Consider the following 17,626-nt stretch of genomic DNA (forward strand, 5'->3'; position numbering starts at 1 on the left):
GAAAAGGGGAAAGTCAAGATGAAAAAACCAAATATAATTTTTATTCTTTTGGACGACATGGGATGGAGGGATCTGGGCTGTACTGGTTCTACCTTTTATGAAACACCGAACATTGATGCACTGGCGCGGGAGGGGATGATTTTTTCCAATGCTTACGCTTCCTGTCCGGTCTGCTCACCATCACGGGCAAGCTTTTTGTCAGGACAATACCCTGCAAAAATCGGTGTTACGGACTGGATTGACATGGGGAATTCCCATCCAATCAGGGAGAAACTGGTTGATGCTCCCTATTTAAAGCATTTACCGAAGGACACAAAAACCATTGCTTCAGCGCTGCAGGAGCAGGGTTATGCTACATGGCACGTCGGGAAATGGCATCTGGGCGGTGAAGAATATTATCCGCAGGCTTTTGGCTTTGAGAAAAATATCGGTGGATGTTCCTGGGGGCATCCCAAAAAAGGTTATTTCAGTCCTTATGGCATCCAAACGCTGGAGGAAGGACCGGAGGGTGAATATCTGACCGACCGGATCACGGATGAGGCAATTAAACTGATTCGTTCAGATGAAGAGCGACCTTTTTTTCTGAATCTTTGTCACTACACGGTGCATATTCCAATTCAGGCAAAGGAAGCGGATATTGTACGTTTTGCTGAAAAAGCAAAGAGGCTGGGGTTAGATGGAGATGATGTGCTAAAGATAGGAGAACCGATTCCGGCGAATCCCGGATGCCCGGTTATCCGTCGGATGGTACAATCCAATCCCGTCTATGCTGCGATGATCTGGAATCTTGATGAAAATATCGGTCGCTTGATGGATGCACTTAGGGAAAGCGGTAAGGCGGATGATACGCTCATTGTCTTTACTTCTGATAATGGAGGTCTTTCCACTGCCGAAGGTTCTCCTACCTGTAATCTTCCCGCAAAAGAAGGAAAAGGCTGGATGTACGAGGGCGGCACCCGGGTTCCGCTTTTTATCTGGTATCCGAAGCTTGTCAAATCTCACAGCTGCTGTCGGACACCAGTTACGACCCCGGATTTTTACCCTACATTCCTTGATTTGATTGGTGCGGCATCAGAGATTCCGGCGGAAGTGGAAGGAAAGAGCATCCTGCCTCTTCTAAAGGGTGAGGCAATAGAACGTCGCCCTGTTTTCTGGCATTATCCTCACTACGGCAATCAGGGCGGTACTCCCGGCTCTTCTGTTTTGCTGGATCAATATAAGCTGGTGGAATTTTACGAGGATAACCATTGTGAGTTATATGACCTGGATACGGATTTCAGCGAAAATAATAACATTGCAGGGCAAAATCCCGAAAAGGTCGAGGAAATGAAGATGATTCTACACAACTGGCTGGATGAAGTTCAGGCGAAGTATCCAACCATCAATGAAGCCTTTCTGTAATCAAAAGAAGCGTAGGAAGATGCAAAGGATATTTAAATATATCCTTACTGCCGCAGACAGTACTGACAGCGCCGCCCGCTGGCAGGTTTCCGCTTTGTTCGGAGAACTGCCAGGCGGAAAGGAAAGGATAATTGCAACGGCGGATGAGCTGGAGAAGCTGCGCTGGACGATTAAAAGGAATTTGGCCTGCGGGGGCGGGCTGCTGGTACTGGAATTTGAAGAAATACCCGGTACACACAGCCCGCAGCCTAGGTAGTCAGCTGCAAATGGATGCAAGGCGTCAGCCGCATTTCCTCTTCCTTTATCCCATGCTCCAGCAAATACTGTCTGGCATAAGGAAACATCTGAGAAAGCAGTTCCCGGACTGTTACAGCACAACCGTCAACATCATTTTTAACAAGCTTTGAAAGCATCAGCTCCGTGAAATGCATCAGCGCATTATCCGCCCTTTCTGAGTTCCCAAAGGAGGCCTTCAACGGGTATCCCCATAGAAACAGGCTGTAGATGCCCCTGTAGATTACACGGATGCCTTCCAGCGGACTGTATTTTCCCACGTAGAGCAGATAACACCAGAGGGAAAATTCAGTCCGGCCGGTAAGGAGGTTATTTTTCAGCTCTCCGGCCAGTATGTCCTTGTCCGCCTGGGATACGGAGGAGAGGAGGCTGCGGGTTACGCCTTCACAGGTATAGATCAGAAGCTCAAAGGACTGTACAAAGTAAGCCAGGCTCCTGCGGATGGCCGGACTTTCAAAATCCGGCGCATCGCATGGCTGTCCCGCTGTAAAAATCTGCGTTCCCCTGCCGTTTATAGCGCGCGCCGCCCCTGTCTGGCATAAGGTGTTGACGGTGCGGCGTATCGTGCTGACGGATACCTGATATTTCTGCGCCATTTTTTCATAAGAGGGAAGAAAGTCTTTTTCCCGGTATTCTCCCATATAAATTTCATGCAGGAGGCGGAAGGCAAGGTCATAGCGGACCTGAGGACGCTCCCGGTAGATCCTCCAGGTAAACGGTACCATTTCCTCCTTTGTCAAAGACCTGATATCCTTGCCGAACGCTTCAACCATACGGCGGACATCATCTCTCTGATACCGCAGCAGGAGCTCCCGGACGGTATTCCAGTCCCGGGCTTTTATGTATTGGATAAGTTTATTCAGGCGCCGGCGGACGATGCCGGGGCTGTAGCTGCCGTATGCCCGGCTTTTTTTGGCAAAGGGGAAGCCCATGAACTGAGTTGATTCCCAGAAAAGATTTAATGCCAGAGGATTGTCAAGCTTCTGCAGGGTAAACCAGAAAAAATGCAGCAGATCATCCGCATCGCCCCACTTTGCCAGGCGGGAAATTTCAGCCAGATCCCCATCGTCCATTCTGCGCAGCCCTTCAATTTCCAGAGGAACCAGAATCAGTTCGGAGGATGCATATAAATCCATAAATGCAGGCCACCGTTCTGAGAAAAAGCGGAGGCAGAATTCTTCCTCCTCCCTTTCTTTCAGCTGGTAGAGGACCATGGTGGGGCGGCCGTTGTGCATGGAAATAAAACCCTCTGAGCGCAGGCGGCGAAGTGCGGCTGTCACGGTAAGCGGAGCAACATTGAATTCCCTGCACAGGGTATCAATGGGAGGAAGGCTGTCCCCGCAGCGGTAATATCCAAAGCGGATGCGCAGGAAAAAATATTCATATATCAGATTGGAAAAGTCCTGTTCATTCTGCAATTGTCCGTCTCCTTTTAAAATCATGCATTGCTGAAGCTTATCTTATAACGGTTCACAATTGAACTATTGCTTTATTTTATCATTATTTTAAGCTGCATCCAATAAGTGCGTTGTAATTTTACATCTTCTGTTTTATAATCTAAAGATATAAATATGAACAAGGTGTGTATAAACGAAAAGGCCGCATCAGGCCGCAGCGGGAGGATAAGGCAGCAGGATATCAGGAAAGACGCGAAAAGAACCGGAAATGAGGAGGTCAGTAATGCAGGAGAAAGAAGCAGGTAACAGGGGGTTACATATAACAGCGGCCGATTATGAATACAGTACGCTGATGCAGCTGATGGGAGTCAGTGTCAGCAAGCATCTTCTTGATGAACATTATACGGTAGTCTGGGCGAATGAATTTTACTATGAGCTTATCGGATGGCCGAAGGAGGAGTATGAAGCGACCTTTCATAACCAGCCTGACATATACTATCAGAATGATCCCGAGGAATGGATCCGCCTTACCAATGTGGTTCAGAATGCTATGGCCGAAGGGCAGAGCGGCTATCGCCTGCTGTCACGTATACGCAGAAGGGACGGTAATTTCGTCTGGGTACAATTTTCCACCCAGTTTGCGGAGGAATATATTGACGGCTGCCAGGTGGCATATACCGTGCTTACCAATGTGGATGATTTGGTGAGGATGCAAAAGGAACAGTCCGTTACCTATGAGAGCCTTCCCGGATTTGTGGCAAAATACCGGATTGATAATGACCTGCGGATGACGCTGCTTGAAGGAAATACCCGTTATATGAACTATTTTGGATATGATGCGGGAGATGGGAGCGGAGGATTGCATCTGCGGAACATAGAAGCTAATATGGAAGCCATTTTAGAGCAGAAGGAAAACCTGATGTCAGGCAGGTCGGTTCATTTTGTCATGCATGTGAAAAGCCGGTTTGACCAGTTCCTGTGGCTGCAGGTGAATGCTTCCTGTGTGGACTGGCAGGACGGATGCCCGGTTTATCTTATTATTTTTATTGACATCACGGATGTGACGGAGCTTAGGAAGATGCACAAAAAGCTGACAGAGCAGACCGAAGCCCTGAAGGATGCCCTGGCCGCAGCGGAAAGCGCAAATCGGGCAAAATCGGATTTCCTTTCCCGGATGAGCCATGAGATACGCACGCCAATGAATGCTATCATTGGAATGACAACCATAGCAGCGGCTTATATTGATGATCAAAAGAGGGTGGCTGACTGTCTGGAAAAGATCGGCTATTCCTCCAGGCATTTAATGATGCTGATCAATGATGTGCTGGATATGTCCAAAATTGATGAGGGAAAAATGAAAATCGCCCATGAGCCTTTTAATCTTGAAAATGTGGCGGAATCCATTACCTCCATTATCTACCCCCAGGCCGTGGCCAAGGGGCTTCATTTTACCGTGCCGCTTGTGGATGTTGTGGATACCGAACTGATTGGAGACGATCTCAGGCTGAACCAGGTTCTGCTCAACCTTCTGTCCAATGCGCTTAAATTTACACCTGAGGGCGGTTCGATCCGATTAGAGATCCGTCAGCTGCGGCGTTATGAAAATTGTGTCAGACTGCGTTTTACGGTGAGCGATACAGGGATTGGGATGAATCAGGAATTTATGGATCGCCTGTTTCTGCCGTTCGAACAGGAAAACGCTGCCACAGGAAAGAAATATGGCGGAACAGGACTTGGTATGGCGATTAGCAAGAATCTGGTGACGCTGATGGGCGGCACGATATCCATACAAAGTGAGCCGGGGGAGGGCAGCGCCTTTGCCATAGAGCTGGAATTCGATATTTCAGGGAAGGCCGGAAAGGAAAAGCTGCAAAAACAGCCGGCGCTGGAAGCACTGAAGGTGCTGGTGGCGGATGACGACAGGGACAGCTGCATCCATGCGGCGCTGCTGCTGGAGACTTTGGGAATTCATTCGGACTGGGTGCTGACAGGAAAGGAATGTGTGGAAAAGATAAGCGGCGCATGCCGGGAAGGCGCAGACTACGATGTCTGTCTGGTGGACTGGAGGATGCCGGATATTAACGGGGTGGAGGTAACGCGCCGTATTCGTGAGGTATCAGGGCCGGATACGACAATTATCATCATTACCGCCTATGATTGGAGTGTGATTGAACAAAGCGCGCGAGATGCCGGAGCCAATGCTTTTTTATCCAAACCGATTTTTGCTTCGTCACTCTATAACACCCTGCTTTCCGTAACAGGTATCGGCAGGGCCGTGGAGTTTTCAGCACCGGGAATGATTACGCGGCAGATAGGAATGGAGGGATATCATGTACTGCTGGCCGAGGACAATGATCTGAACAGGGAAATTGCCCTGGAGCTGCTTAAGATGGCAGGGATTACAGTGGATTGTGCCAGGGACGGCAGGGAAGCCGTGGACAAATTCCTTTCCTGCCGGGAACGTTATGATTTGATACTGATGGATGTGCAGATGCCTGTAATGGACGGATACCAGGCGACGGATGCCATCAGGAAGTCGGAGCATCCCCGGGCGCGGACCATTCCGATTGTCGCCATGACTGCGGATGCATTTCATGAAGATGTTATGCGGGCTTATTCTGCCGGCATGAACGGACATATTGCAAAGCCGATTGATCAGAAGGTGCTTTACCAGGTGATTTCGGAGACGATGGCGGGACAGAGGTAGCCGAGAGTCTGCCGGGATAGGATGAAAAAAAGGTATTGCAGATCCAAGTTACTGGGTCTGCAATACCTTTTTTACCCTTTGCTTAATCGAAGGAATCAATATGACGGTAAAGAGCAGCTTCTTCACAAATAAGTGTTAACTCCGTATGATTTCCCTTCACCTGATTCAGTTGCAAAATCCATGTTGGTATCAGCGGCTTAACGCCATATAATTCAGTATACACTTTTACAAATTTATCGGATTTATCCAGATTAAAATAGTATTCTCCCTGCCATCCTATTTCTGTTTTATTACCATATTTATTTTGAAGTATATAATTTTCTTCAAGGTAGTCGGAAAATTCTTCTAAGCTGACTGATTTTTCAAAAGAAAAGCGTATCATCGTTAAACCTATTTCCTGTCCATCCGGGGCCTGCAACTGTGAAATATACAGTGCCACCGAGGTTTCATAACCATTGATTGTATATAATTCTTCCGGCGTATATATTTTATAGTTGTGTCCTGCCAACATGGCTTCTGAATAATTTTCAGAATCAACTTCTATTCCCAGAAGTTCACAGGCTTCTGATAAGGAAGCGCCAAACAGACTTGTGCTATTACAATATTTTATCTCTTTTGGTTTTCCACATGCGGTAATTACAATGCCGCAAAAAAGGAATGTTATAAAAACACATAATATTTTTTTAAACATAATGTTAACTCCATGGATCATCTTGGGGATTAGTTGGATATAACGTAATTCGTGCATGTTAAACTCACCAGTCCTGGGTCACTACCAAAAAGTTGACTGTTAAATTTACTCTGGCAATAAGCTTTCCCTTATAAATAAATTATACAACTATTTATACCATTTCCAAAGAAAAATCCTTATACTCCATGTCCAGTCGGTGTTAAGGCGAAGGAAGGAGATATAATTCTCCCAGGTCATTACCAGCTGTGCTTACAGGACGGCAGCAGGATTATGAACGATGCCTACAGGGCAGTTTTAACAGAATGGCGTAAGCCGGCAATAGTGACGGAATAAAAAACAACGGTATAAATTTTTGTAAGGCATGGAAATCACACTTCCATGCCCTTTTCGATCTATGTGTAGTATGCATAAAATAAACCTGTATTTCCCAGGAAAACAGGTACTTTTCGAATAAAAACAGGGGTATAAAAATTTATAACGTTGATAATATGCCGGACATTTATTATATTCTAACCATGCAACATGCAAGAAAGTTACAAAAAAAGAAGGGAGAGGTTTTTAGTGAAAGCATCCGGAAAACCGAAAGCCATAAGAAAGAAGAAAAGCCTGGCGGCAGCCATGAGGGACAACTGGCAGCTGTACATATTAGTACTACCGGCTATCATTTATTTTGTGGTTTTCAATTACCTGCCTCTGTATGGGATTCAGATTGCCTTTAAGGATTATAAGGCGGTGGATGGCATTGCAGGCAGCGCCTGGGTGGGGTTGAAGCATTTCAAGAATTTTTTCAACGCCTACTATTTTAAGAGGTTATTGTCCAACACCTTATTATTGAACGTGTATTATCTGCTGTGGAGCTTCCCGGTTCCTTTGATTCTGGCAATATTCCTGAATCAGATTCGGGGAAAAAAGAAGAAGAGGTTTATACAGACAAGTATTTATGTCCCCTACTTTATATCAACCGTAGTACTGGCAGGTATGCTCTATATTTTCCTCTCACCTACCAGCGGTATCCTGAATTTTGCCAGGACGGCTATGGGATTGAAGGCGATTGACTTCATGTCCGAGGCTTCGGCATTCCGTCCTATCTATATTATTTCAGGTATCTGGCAGGCGGCGGGCTACGGAACCATCCTTTATATTGCCACGCTGACCGGCATTGACCCGTCATTATATGAAGCGGCCGAAATCGACGGCGCCAGCATCTGGCAGAAAATACGCTTTATAGATATCCCGAGCCTGATTCCAACGGCCATGATGGTATTCATCCTGGACTGCGGCAAGATGCTTGCCTCTGATACGAACAAAGCGCTGGTTATGCAGACGCCTGGCAATATTCCTACCTCAGATATCATCGGCGTTTATGTTTACAATGTAGGTCTTGGAAGCGGACAGTTCTCCTACACGGCGGCCATTGGCCTGTTTGTCAATATCATCAACTTCATATTGATAATATCCGTCAACCAGGTATCCAAACGTATGACTGACGTGGGATTGTTCTGATAAAAGTGATTGAGAGGTTTTTTCGATGAAAAAGAAAGCAAAAAAACAGATGAGCTTCAGCAATCGTATTTTTTACATGTTTAATTCGATATTCTGGATTGTCATCATGCTGATTATCCTGTATCCGCTCTATCTGGTGTGCATCGCCTCCGTATCCGACCCGGATGCGATTGTAAGAGGGCAGGTAATCTGGCACCCGGTGGATTTTTCCCTGATTGGCTATCAGGCGGTTTTTCAGTATAAGGAACTGTGGTCTTCCTATGCGAATTCCATTTTCTATACCTTTGCAAGCGTAGTCATCAGTATTCTGGTAACGCTGTCGGCGGCTTATGCGCTGTCAAGACCGAAATTCGTGGGAAAAGGAGTTATTAACTTATTCTTTGTATTCACCATGTTTTTCAACGGCGGCCTGATCCCCACATTCCTTGTCATGAAGAACCTGGGATTATATAATACCAGAGCGATCATTATTTTGATGGGCTGTGTCAGCGTCTGGAATCTGATGGTTGCAAGAACCTACATACAGACCAATATACCCGGGGAATTGTATGAAGCGGCCATGCTGGACGGCGCCACGCATTTCCAGTATTTTTCCAAAGTGGTTCTGCCCTTAAGTAAAACGATTATTGCAGTTCTGGCTGTGTATTACGGGGTGGCGAAATGGAACGATTACTTTAACGGCCTGGTTTATTTAAGAGACAGAAGCCTGCTGCCGCTGCAGACAGTGCTTCGTGAAATCCTGGCGACGCTGCAGGTGGACAAATCCGGGGATTACATGATGTCCATGGCGGACAGCGCAGCGTCCATGAGTGAGGCAATGCGTATTGCCAATGTTTCCAAATACTGTATCATTGTAGTGGCAACAGGCCCTGTGGTGATTCTCTACGCAGTGATGCAGAAGTATTTTGAAAAGGGTGTTATGATCGGCTCTCTTAAGGGCTGATGCACCATCGTAAAATTATGGTATCAGCACAGTATGTGTTGTAATAGAAAAAGGAGGTTTTTCTTTATGAAGAAGAAAGCAATTGCACTTATGTTGGCGGCAGCCATGACAATGACGGCCCTGGCCGGCTGTGGAAGTTCATCCGGGACAACAACTGCCGGAAATGCTTCCAGCGAAGCTGCTTCCGAAGCGGGAAGCACAGGAACAGGAGAAGCTGCTGCGGCAGCGGACGGTAATTTTAATGAGACAGGCTATCCGATAGTTAACGAACCCATCACCTTAAAGGTTATGATTGCGGTGCGTGACAACGATTCCCTGACAAGCTTTGATGAAATGCCCGCGGTACAGCGTCTGGAAGAGCAGACCGGCATCCATGTGGAATGGGAACCCATCAAAGGCTCCGACTGGAGCACAAAGCTGAACCTGGCTTTTGCTTCCGGCGAATATCCTGACGTTATCCTTGCAACCAATGGTGGAAACGGCGGTGTGGACGATGAGGAATACGGCGTGACACAGGGAATCGTTATCCCTCTGGACGACCTGATTGACCAGTATATGCCTAACTTCACTTCCAGAAGAGATGCGGAAGACAATGACCCTACAGTCAGCCTGGTGGCCAGCGACGGGAAAATTTATTCCGTAGGCTATCTGGTAGGGCAGAATATCAATACCAACCAGCACTTTTTTATCAATCAGGAATGGCTGGATGCCCTGAACCTGGAAACACCTAAAAATGTGGACGAGCTGACCGAAGTATTCCGCGCATTTAAGACTGGCGATCCCAACGGCAACGGCGAAGCAGATGAGATACCTCTGGAAATGGGTCTGGATACCGGATTTAACGGCATCAGATATATGCTTCCTCTGTTCGGCCTTCCCTGCGACCCTGACAAATGGATTTATATCGACGATGATAAAAAAGTACAGTTCCTGCCTACACAGGAAGGCTTCCGTGACTGCATGGAATGGCTGCATATGCTCTATGATGAAGGCCTTGTTGACCCGGAACTGGTATCCCAGGACTTCAATACTGTAGAAACCAAGTTAAAAGAAGGAAATGTGGGCTTCTTTACCGCATGGCGCCTGGTTGCCATGGCTTATGACGACGGCGTGGCTTCCAATTCCGTTCTCTGGATGCCCGACAGCAATGCAAAGCTTTACCGTTATCTGGAACTGTGCAAACAGGGCGCTTTCGTGACAAGCACAAATGAAAACGTACCCGCTACCATGAGATGGCTGGACGCCCTGCTTGATACGGAAATGATGTTCTCCCTGTACTACGGCGAAAAGGATGCAGGCGATACCCTTGGCTGGAAATATGATGACAACGGCAAGATCACCGTTACCAACGATGGAAGCGCTGACGTTAAGAATTATATTGACTGTAATACCCTGTTCTTCGCACCCGGCAAATACCTGAGCGAAACCTTCAATATGCCTCTGCAGCGTACCGAGAAAACAGAGTACTGCCAGAAGTATGACGAGGCCGGCAATATCCAGAAATATTCCAACGACTATCTTGATATGGCGCCTCTGACCTCCGAGCAGCTTCAGGAAAGCACGCTGAAGGAAACAGATATTAACAACGCTGTTGTTGAAAATATCGCTGCTTTTGTAACCGGCGGTGTAACCGATGACAACTGGAATTCCTTTGTTTCCATGTTTGACGGAATGGGCGTTGCCGATTATGTACAGATGTATCAGGATGCAATTGATACTATGGAACTGGAATAATAATAACACACAAAAAGCTCTGCTGCCGGTTGGCGGCAGAGCCGTTTGTGTGTTATAAATATTTTGTGCTATAATAAAAAATAAGTATGGACGTCCTGACTGTTGCTTTTTTTTGCAGGGCACTTTAAGAAATATAACAGGGAAATGGGGGAGGCTTTTGTGAAAAAAATATGGGATGAATTAAAATCACAAAATATTTTTTACTATATTATTGTGTTCAGTATCATTGTAATACTGATCATTACATCGCTGGGGAGTTATCTGTACCAGTTTTATTATAAGACGATTTATTCGGACTTCCTTGTTTCTAATGAGGAACATCTTGACGCAGAAATAAACAGGCATGAAAATGATATGCAGATTATCAGGAATATCGTATATCAAATGGGTATAACTGAGGATGTGACCAAATTCAGACTGACGGAAAAACCGCAGGCGGCTCTCCAGCTGGAGAAGCACCTGTTTCAATATATAACGGTAAGCCAGTTTTTTCAGATGCTGCTTTACCAGTATCATGAAGACGATTATATGTACACCGGAACCACTTCGGTGGGAGTGGACTATTTTGCGGAACAGGGCTGTGTGATGGAGCTTTTGGACGCGGAAGAGGTAAAAGCGGAGATCCGATCCACGGACAAAGAACTGCGCATTTGGCCGGAACAATCTGTTTCCGGCTTCTGGATACAGATGTATATGGGCGGTGAGGACATGGTGCTTTATATGCAGGCCATTCCTCCGGCTTTCCAGGAGACGCTTCTGTTCGTTGTGCCGGGTTCCTATTATGATTCGCTGATGGAAAAAGACGAAGAGGATCTGAGGGAAGATTTTATTATTTATAAGGATGAAGTCATTGTTTCCCGGGGAAGCCTGGAGCTGCCTTCCGATGCGATCCTGCCGCTGACAGGGGAAGAGGAGGGGCAGCGCCAGGTAAAGATAGATGGAAAAAAATACCTGCTGAGCGTCCGGCAGGGGACAAGCGGCCTGACTTACTGCTCCCTGCAGTCGATGGAAGTTTTTTACGATAAAATTGTAACCGGACAGTGGGGGATTATTGTGCTGCTGAGTGTATGCGCCATCCCTGCGGCGTTTTTTATCATGGTATTTTCCAGACGTATGGCGGCAAAGGTGAAAAAAATGAACCAGCTGCTGGATTCCCAGGAGGAAACAAATTATAACTTAAGCAGCATAGAAAGCGGCATCCAGATGCTGGTGGAGGCGAACGAGCAGAAGGAGAAGGAAAATCTGCAGCTGAAGAAGACCCGGTTTGTCAGGAATTTTATCCGGAATGACTTCAAAAGCCGGGAGGAAGTGCTTCAGGCGGCGCAGAAAGCGTCCATAGAGATTGAAAACACCATGTACCTGGCCGTCCTGCTGGGAGAGCGCAGCGACAGCAATGAAAGCCGCGCCCATGCGATGATGCTGGATGTGATCGCGCAGGCGGCGCATCTTGACGGCTACGGCATCCATCTGGTCAGCAATAACCAGAGCCTTTTTGTCCTTTTTTCCGATTCGGCGGAACGGATCGAAGAGACGCTGGGTATGCTGTTTACCATCGGCAAGGAATGCCATGGGGAATTTGTAATGTCCGTAAGCAATTATCACCAGGATTTCCTGGAAGGTTCAGCGGCCTATCTGGAGGCGGATACTGCATTTGACAACCGTTTCCTGCAGGATAATAACAAAATCATCCGTTTTGGCGATGTGGCGCTGACGGATGTGGTGAATGTGCTTCCCGATTCCTATCTGCAGAAGCTGAAGGCGGCGCTGCGCAGCCGGGATAAAGCCGCAGTAGAGCAGGCCGTGGAGGATATCTGCAGGAGAATGACGAAGAAAAGCCCGTCCCTGCCCCTGTTCCGACTGCTGTACAATGATATTATCCATGTGCTGATTTCAGAATGGAAGGCGGAAAATACCGGGCTGGAAAGCATTTACAACGTATTCACGCTTTCCCAGTGCCTTACCATCCAGGATTTTAACGATTTCCTTTGCGAGGCCTGCAGCCGAATCATTGAGACGAAGCCGGAGGAAAGCGTGGATCGTTCCAGGATTGTGGAAGAAGCGGCGGCTTATATGAAAGAGAATTTTGCCAAGCCGGAGCTTACTATGAGCATGCTGGCGGATTATCTGGGCATCAGCTCCGTTACCCTGGCGGTGGAATTCAAGAACCAGATGGATATACGGCCTTCGGATTATCTTGCCAACCTGAGGATGGAACGGGCCAGGGAGCTTCTTGTTTCCACAAATATGCTCATCCGGGAAATCAGCCTGTCGGTGGGCTATGAGGACGATCATGTATTTACCCGCCGTTTTAAGAAGTACACGGGAAAAACGCCGGGACAGTACCGGGAGGAGCATACGATATAGTTTTACGGAAATTTAACAGGAGAGTTGAAAAGCTTTCCGCCGTCCGTCTTATTGAGTAACACAGAATTTCCGAATACATACGAAGTGTCTTGTTTTGTTACTGCCTGATTGGTATAATGTAAATCAGCAGATCTCCTGCCTGAACCGGGGAGGCTGCAGACAATCAGAGCTGTCAACGCTGCAGCGGATACGGGACGGGAGGCTTCCAGGATGGGACATACAACGGAGTTAGGTAAAAGAGGGAAAAGAAAGGGGATAAATCAAATATATGGCAAAAAGAAGCAGTATCGGAAGATCCTGCTTCTTTTTGCCGTACTGTTGGCCTCTTTCGCCCCTTTTATGCTGTATTGCCCGGAGGTAAATGCGCAGGAGGAGGAACCAAGAGTCCTGAAGGTTGCATTTCCCTATACTTCTGGTATCAATGAGGTTTATGATGACGGCACTTATGGTGGCTGTGTATATGACTGGCTCATTGAGATTGCCAAGTATACAGGCTGGCAATATGAATTTATGACAGAAGAAAATGCATCAGAACAGCTGAATAAAATGGCCAATTGTGAATATGACCTGATGGGAGGCATGTTCTACCGGGAAGAATTCAAGGATCTTTATAATTATCCCTCTTATATAATGGGATCCAATTATTCCCTGCTTATCTATCATCGGGAAGATACGGATATAAAAGGCTATGACTATAATACACTGAATGGAAAACGGATAGGCGTTTTGAAAAGAGCGGTCCAGAAAATTGAACGGTTGCAGGAATTTCTGACATTCAATAATATTTCCTGTGAGCTCGTATACTATGAGGATACGACGGAGTATGGGAACTGCCTGGAAAGCGGCAAGGTGGATTTAATGCTTGGCGCGGATGTATACATGCAGGAGGACTACAATGTGGCGGCCATGATTCCCGCCGAGCCTTATTATATTGTTACCGCCAAGGATGAGCCGGAGCTGTGCAGCGAGCTTTCCTGGGCAATTGAGCAGATTTATGCGGCAGATCCCAATTTCGCCAATGAATTGTACAGTAAGTATTTTCCTGACAGGTATCTGAATTCCATTTCCTTTACGGATGAGGAAAGGGCATTTATACAGCAGAGCGCCCCTTTAAAAGTAGCAGTTATCAGGGATCGTTATCCGCTGTATTATGAACAGGACGGAGCCGCTATGGGAATTATTCCGGAGACACTGGAGCTCATAACGGAACGCTGCGGGCTTGAATTTGAGTATGTGTATGCGGAGAATAATCAGGAAATAATCAATTTAGTCCGGGAAGGTAAAGCGGATTTGGCGGGCGGTTTTATGGACAATGATTTGACAGCGGCATCCCTTGGGCTTGCCCGGACTGCCAGCTATGCATCCCTGGATTCCCTCATCCTGCGCAGCAAGCAGTCCGCAGGAAAGGGAGAAGGGCAGGTGATGGCCGTGCCGGAGGGCCGGGTGATGAAGCCGGACAAGCCTTCCGATACCATAAGGTATTTTGACGATTACCAGGAATGTCTGAATGCGGTTAATAATGGGGTGGAAGCGGACTATACCCGCATGCCGGCGTCCTTTGTGGGACAGTTCTATGCGCGGAATTATTATGCCAATATTAATCTGGTAACGGATACAAACCTGCGTGAGGAAGTGACAATTGCGCTGCCGCTGCCTGTAAATGTGCCGCTGTATTCCATCCTGAATAAATCCATAAACAATTTTTCCGAGGAGGAAAGCTACCGCATTTTATCGGATAATACCCTTGTCCCGCAGCAAAGCGCCGTGACGCTGGAATCTTTTTATTATTCGAATCCCGTATTGGCAATAAGCCTTAGCGTGGGGGCCATTATATTAATTTCAGGCATTATCATTCTGGTTGTGTTTTACAGTATGAGGGCAAAGGTAATGCAGGTGAGGCTGGAAAAGGCGGAGGAGATGAGCAGGGCCAAGTCGGATTTCCTCTCAAGGATGAGTCACGAAATCCGTACCCCCATGAACGCAATTATCGGGCTGACCAATCTCACCCGGATTTCAGGGGAAGCAACGCCGAAAATCGAAGAGAACCTGTCAAAAATTGATTCCTCCGCAAAATTTCTTCTTTCACTGCTGAATGATGTCCTGGACATGTCTAAAATCGAAAGCGAAAAGATGAAGATCGAAACTGCCCCGTTTAACCTGCGGCAGATGACGGAAGAGCTTAAAAGCATGTTCAGCGCCCAGGAAACGGACAGGAAGCTACGGCTGGAGATGAACTGCAGCCTGCAGGAGGACTGTTATACAGGCGATAAGATGCGGATACAGCAGGTGCTGACGAACCTGCTGTCCAATGCCTGCAAATTTACCGATCCGGGCGGAACGGTTGTGTTGTCTGTTGAGGAGAGAAGCAGCGTTTCGGGAAAGGCGGAGATATATTTCAGCGTGAAGGACAACGGTATCGGTATCCGCAGGGAGGATATAACAAGGATATTCGCATCCTTTGAGCAGCTGGAGAACAGCAACCAGAGAGGACCCGGGACAGGCCTGGGACTTTCCATCAGCAGCAAAATGGTGGAGCTGATGGGCGGAAGGCTGCAGGTGGAAAGCACCTACGGCGCGGGCTCTGAATTCTATTTTTCACTTGTGCTTCCTGTATATCAGGGAGAATTGCAGGCGCCGCATGTGCAGGAGGGCGATATCAGGCTGGAGGGCCTGCATGTGCTTCTGGCTGAGGATAACGACCTGAATGCGGAAATTGCAGAGGAGCTGCTTGCTCTGAAAAAAATTATTGTAGACCGGGCTTCTGACGGCCGGGAGGCAGTCAGCATGTTTGCGGAAAGCCCGGAGGGGCTCTATGATGTGATATTGATGGATGTCAATATGCCGGTGCTGGACGGTCTTGCTGCGACAAGGGAGATCCGGTCGATGAACCGCAGGGATGCGGCGTCGGTTCCGATTCTGGCCATGACGGCCAATACCTTCCAGGATGACCGCAGCAAGGCACAGCAATGCGGAATGACCGGATTTTTGCCCAAGCCCTTTGATGTGGAGCAGCTGTATCGGGCTTTGAAAGAGGCTGCCGGGAAATAATCCGCCGGATTTATAAAAGATTAAGAAAGGATTCAGCATGAAAATTCTGCTTGTGGAAGACGATACCATGATCGCCTCCGGCCTTATGTATGCCCTGGAACAGGAAGGCTATGAGCCATTTCATTGTATGACCGCTTCGGATGCGGTTCACAGGATAAAAACGGAACTGTACGATTTGGCAATATTGGATATGCAGCTTCCTGACGGGACCGGATTTGATGTAAGCCGGGCGCTGAAGGAAAACAGCACCCCCATTATATTCCTGACCGTGGTGGATGATGAGAGCAAAATTGTTTCCGCTTTTGAAAACGGGGCGGCTGATTATGTGACAAAGCCTTTTCGGCTGCGGGAATTACTGGCAAGAGTGAAACGGACCTTACAGGCAGCAAAGGGGGAAAATCCCACAGGATTTTTAAAAATCGGAAATGCGGAAATCGATCCCATTGCCGGAAAAGTGTACGTGGGAAGCAGCCCTGTAGAACTGACGGCCTTAGAATACCGTCTGCTGCTGATTTTTGCCAATAACAAAGGAAATCTTCTCACAAGGACGCAGATACTGGACAGTATATGGGACCAGGGCAGCAATTTTGTTGAGGACAATACTCTTACAGTATATATCAAACGCCTGCGGGAGAAGATGGGCAGCGCTGTAACCATTGAAACTGTAAGGGGGCTTGGCTACCGTGCTGATTAGAAATAGCGAAATAAAGGAACTGTCGGAGAAAATAAGAAAAGCCATTGACGGACAGAAAGTGGAATTCCGGGACAACAAAGAAGGTTCCCTCAGTATTTTAAAAAATGATATCCATACCCTCGTAAACATAAAGAATGAGCAGCTGAGTGCAGTGGAACAGGAGCATGCGCTGTTTATAGAGTTTATGGAAAATATTAGCCACCAGCTGAAAACACCTGTTACCTCCATGATGATCATGGCTGATCTGCTGCAAACTGCCGCTCCCGATAAGCAGGAAGAATTTATCCATAATATCCAGACCAGCCTGAACCGGATGGAATGGCTGGTGGGCACACTGCTAAAGATGGCAAAACTGGATGCTGACGCAATTACCTTTGATATGGAGAAAGTCTCTGTCCGTGCACTCCTGGAAGCCGCGTTAAAACCGCTGGCTATTTTACTGGAGATAAAAAACCAGGCCACAGATCTCAGGAACGACCTGGAGCTGTACTGTGATAAACGCTGGATGTCGGAGGCGCTTACCAATCTGATTAAAAACGCCTCGGAGCATTCCGGGGATCATACGTGTATCACCATTGACTGTGGGGAAAATCCCATTTATCAATGGATATCTGTCACAGACATGGGGAAGGGAATCAGAAAGGAGGAAATTGCCCGGCTGTTCACGAGGTTTGAAGGTTCCGGAAATACAGGCGGGTACGGCATCGGCCTTCCTCTTGCCCTCGCCATAGTACGCAGGCATAACGGTGATATTGATGTGGACTGCGGCAAAGAGGGCAGCGGAGCGACTTTTACCATAAAACTGTATAAGTGACTAAACTGTCATTTTGAGTATGGGAATTTGTCACCA

The 17,626-nt window shown here is 47.3% G+C and carries 12 protein-coding genes; 10 read left to right on the top strand and 2 right to left on the bottom strand.

Annotation, left to right across the window (positions count from 1 at the left end; all coding sequences use genetic code 11):
* Positions 1 to 18: 18 nt before the first annotated feature.
* Both DXC51_RS08020 and DXC51_RS08025 read left to right on the top strand, forming a co-directional pair.
* A complete protein-coding gene (locus DXC51_RS08020) occupies positions 19 to 1,401 on the top strand; it encodes a sulfatase (RefSeq protein ID WP_117544245.1) in 1,383 nt (460 codons plus the stop codon).
* Between the two features lie 19 nt (positions 1,402 to 1,420).
* Complete coding sequence (locus tag DXC51_RS08025) at positions 1,421 to 1,657, top strand: hypothetical protein (protein WP_117544246.1); 237 nt, start codon at positions 1,421 to 1,423, stop codon at positions 1,655 to 1,657.
* Here the strand turns inward: DXC51_RS08025 and DXC51_RS08030 are convergent.
* Positions 1,650 to 3,113, bottom strand: a complete 1,464-nt coding sequence (locus tag DXC51_RS08030; protein ID WP_243003158.1) for a GntR family transcriptional regulator — start codon at positions 3,111 to 3,113, stop codon at positions 1,650 to 1,652. The genes DXC51_RS08025 and DXC51_RS08030 overlap by 8 nt on opposite strands.
* 262 nt (positions 3,114 to 3,375) lie before the next feature.
* Between DXC51_RS08030 and DXC51_RS08035 the strand changes: the two genes are divergently transcribed.
* A complete protein-coding gene (locus DXC51_RS08035) occupies positions 3,376 to 5,799 on the top strand; it encodes a PAS domain-containing hybrid sensor histidine kinase/response regulator (protein WP_117544248.1) in 2,424 nt (807 codons plus the stop codon).
* Between the two features lie 82 nt (positions 5,800 to 5,881).
* On the opposite strand, the gene DXC51_RS08040 is transcribed toward DXC51_RS08035, so the two are convergent.
* The gene (locus DXC51_RS08040) at positions 5,882 to 6,490 is read right to left on the bottom strand and encodes a hypothetical protein (RefSeq protein WP_117544249.1); all 609 of its coding nucleotides are present in this window, start codon (positions 6,488 to 6,490) and stop codon (positions 5,882 to 5,884) included.
* A gap of 561 nt (positions 6,491 to 7,051) precedes the next feature.
* Here DXC51_RS08040 and DXC51_RS08045 point away from each other — a divergent pair.
* The 7 genes from DXC51_RS08045 (at position 7,052) to DXC51_RS08075 (ending at position 17,590) form a co-directional block, all read left to right on the top strand.
* The gene (locus tag DXC51_RS08045) at positions 7,052 to 7,993 is read left to right on the top strand and encodes an ABC transporter permease (RefSeq protein WP_102289306.1); all 942 of its coding nucleotides are present in this window, start codon (positions 7,052 to 7,054) and stop codon (positions 7,991 to 7,993) included.
* 25 nt (positions 7,994 to 8,018) lie between these two features.
* A complete protein-coding gene (locus DXC51_RS08050; RefSeq protein ID WP_117530389.1) occupies positions 8,019 to 8,936 on the top strand; it encodes a carbohydrate ABC transporter permease in 918 nt (305 codons plus the stop codon).
* 66 nt (positions 8,937 to 9,002) lie between these two features.
* Positions 9,003 to 10,670, top strand: coding sequence for an extracellular solute-binding protein (locus DXC51_RS08055; protein ID WP_180998281.1), 1,668 nt, complete (start codon positions 9,003 to 9,005; stop codon positions 10,668 to 10,670).
* A 159-nt stretch (positions 10,671 to 10,829) separates the two neighbouring features.
* The gene (locus DXC51_RS08060; RefSeq protein ID WP_181970059.1) at positions 10,830 to 13,034 is read left to right on the top strand and encodes an AraC family transcriptional regulator; all 2,205 of its coding nucleotides are present in this window, start codon (positions 10,830 to 10,832) and stop codon (positions 13,032 to 13,034) included.
* Positions 13,035 to 13,244: 210 nt separating this feature from the next.
* The gene (locus DXC51_RS08065) at positions 13,245 to 16,082 is read left to right on the top strand and encodes an ATP-binding protein (protein ID WP_117544251.1); all 2,838 of its coding nucleotides are present in this window, start codon (positions 13,245 to 13,247) and stop codon (positions 16,080 to 16,082) included.
* A gap of 37 nt (positions 16,083 to 16,119) precedes the next feature.
* Positions 16,120 to 16,776 carry a response regulator transcription factor gene (locus DXC51_RS08070; protein ID WP_025489305.1) on the top strand — a complete coding sequence of 219 codons (657 nt, stop codon included), beginning with the start codon at positions 16,120 to 16,122 and terminating at the stop codon, positions 16,774 to 16,776.
* Positions 16,766 to 17,590, top strand: coding sequence for a sensor histidine kinase (locus DXC51_RS08075; protein ID WP_117544252.1), 825 nt, complete (start codon positions 16,766 to 16,768; stop codon positions 17,588 to 17,590). The genes DXC51_RS08070 and DXC51_RS08075 overlap by 11 nt, the downstream gene beginning before the upstream one ends.
* Positions 17,591 to 17,626: the final 36 nt, after the last annotated feature.

The sequence above is a fragment of the Eisenbergiella massiliensis genome (assembly GCF_003435485.1).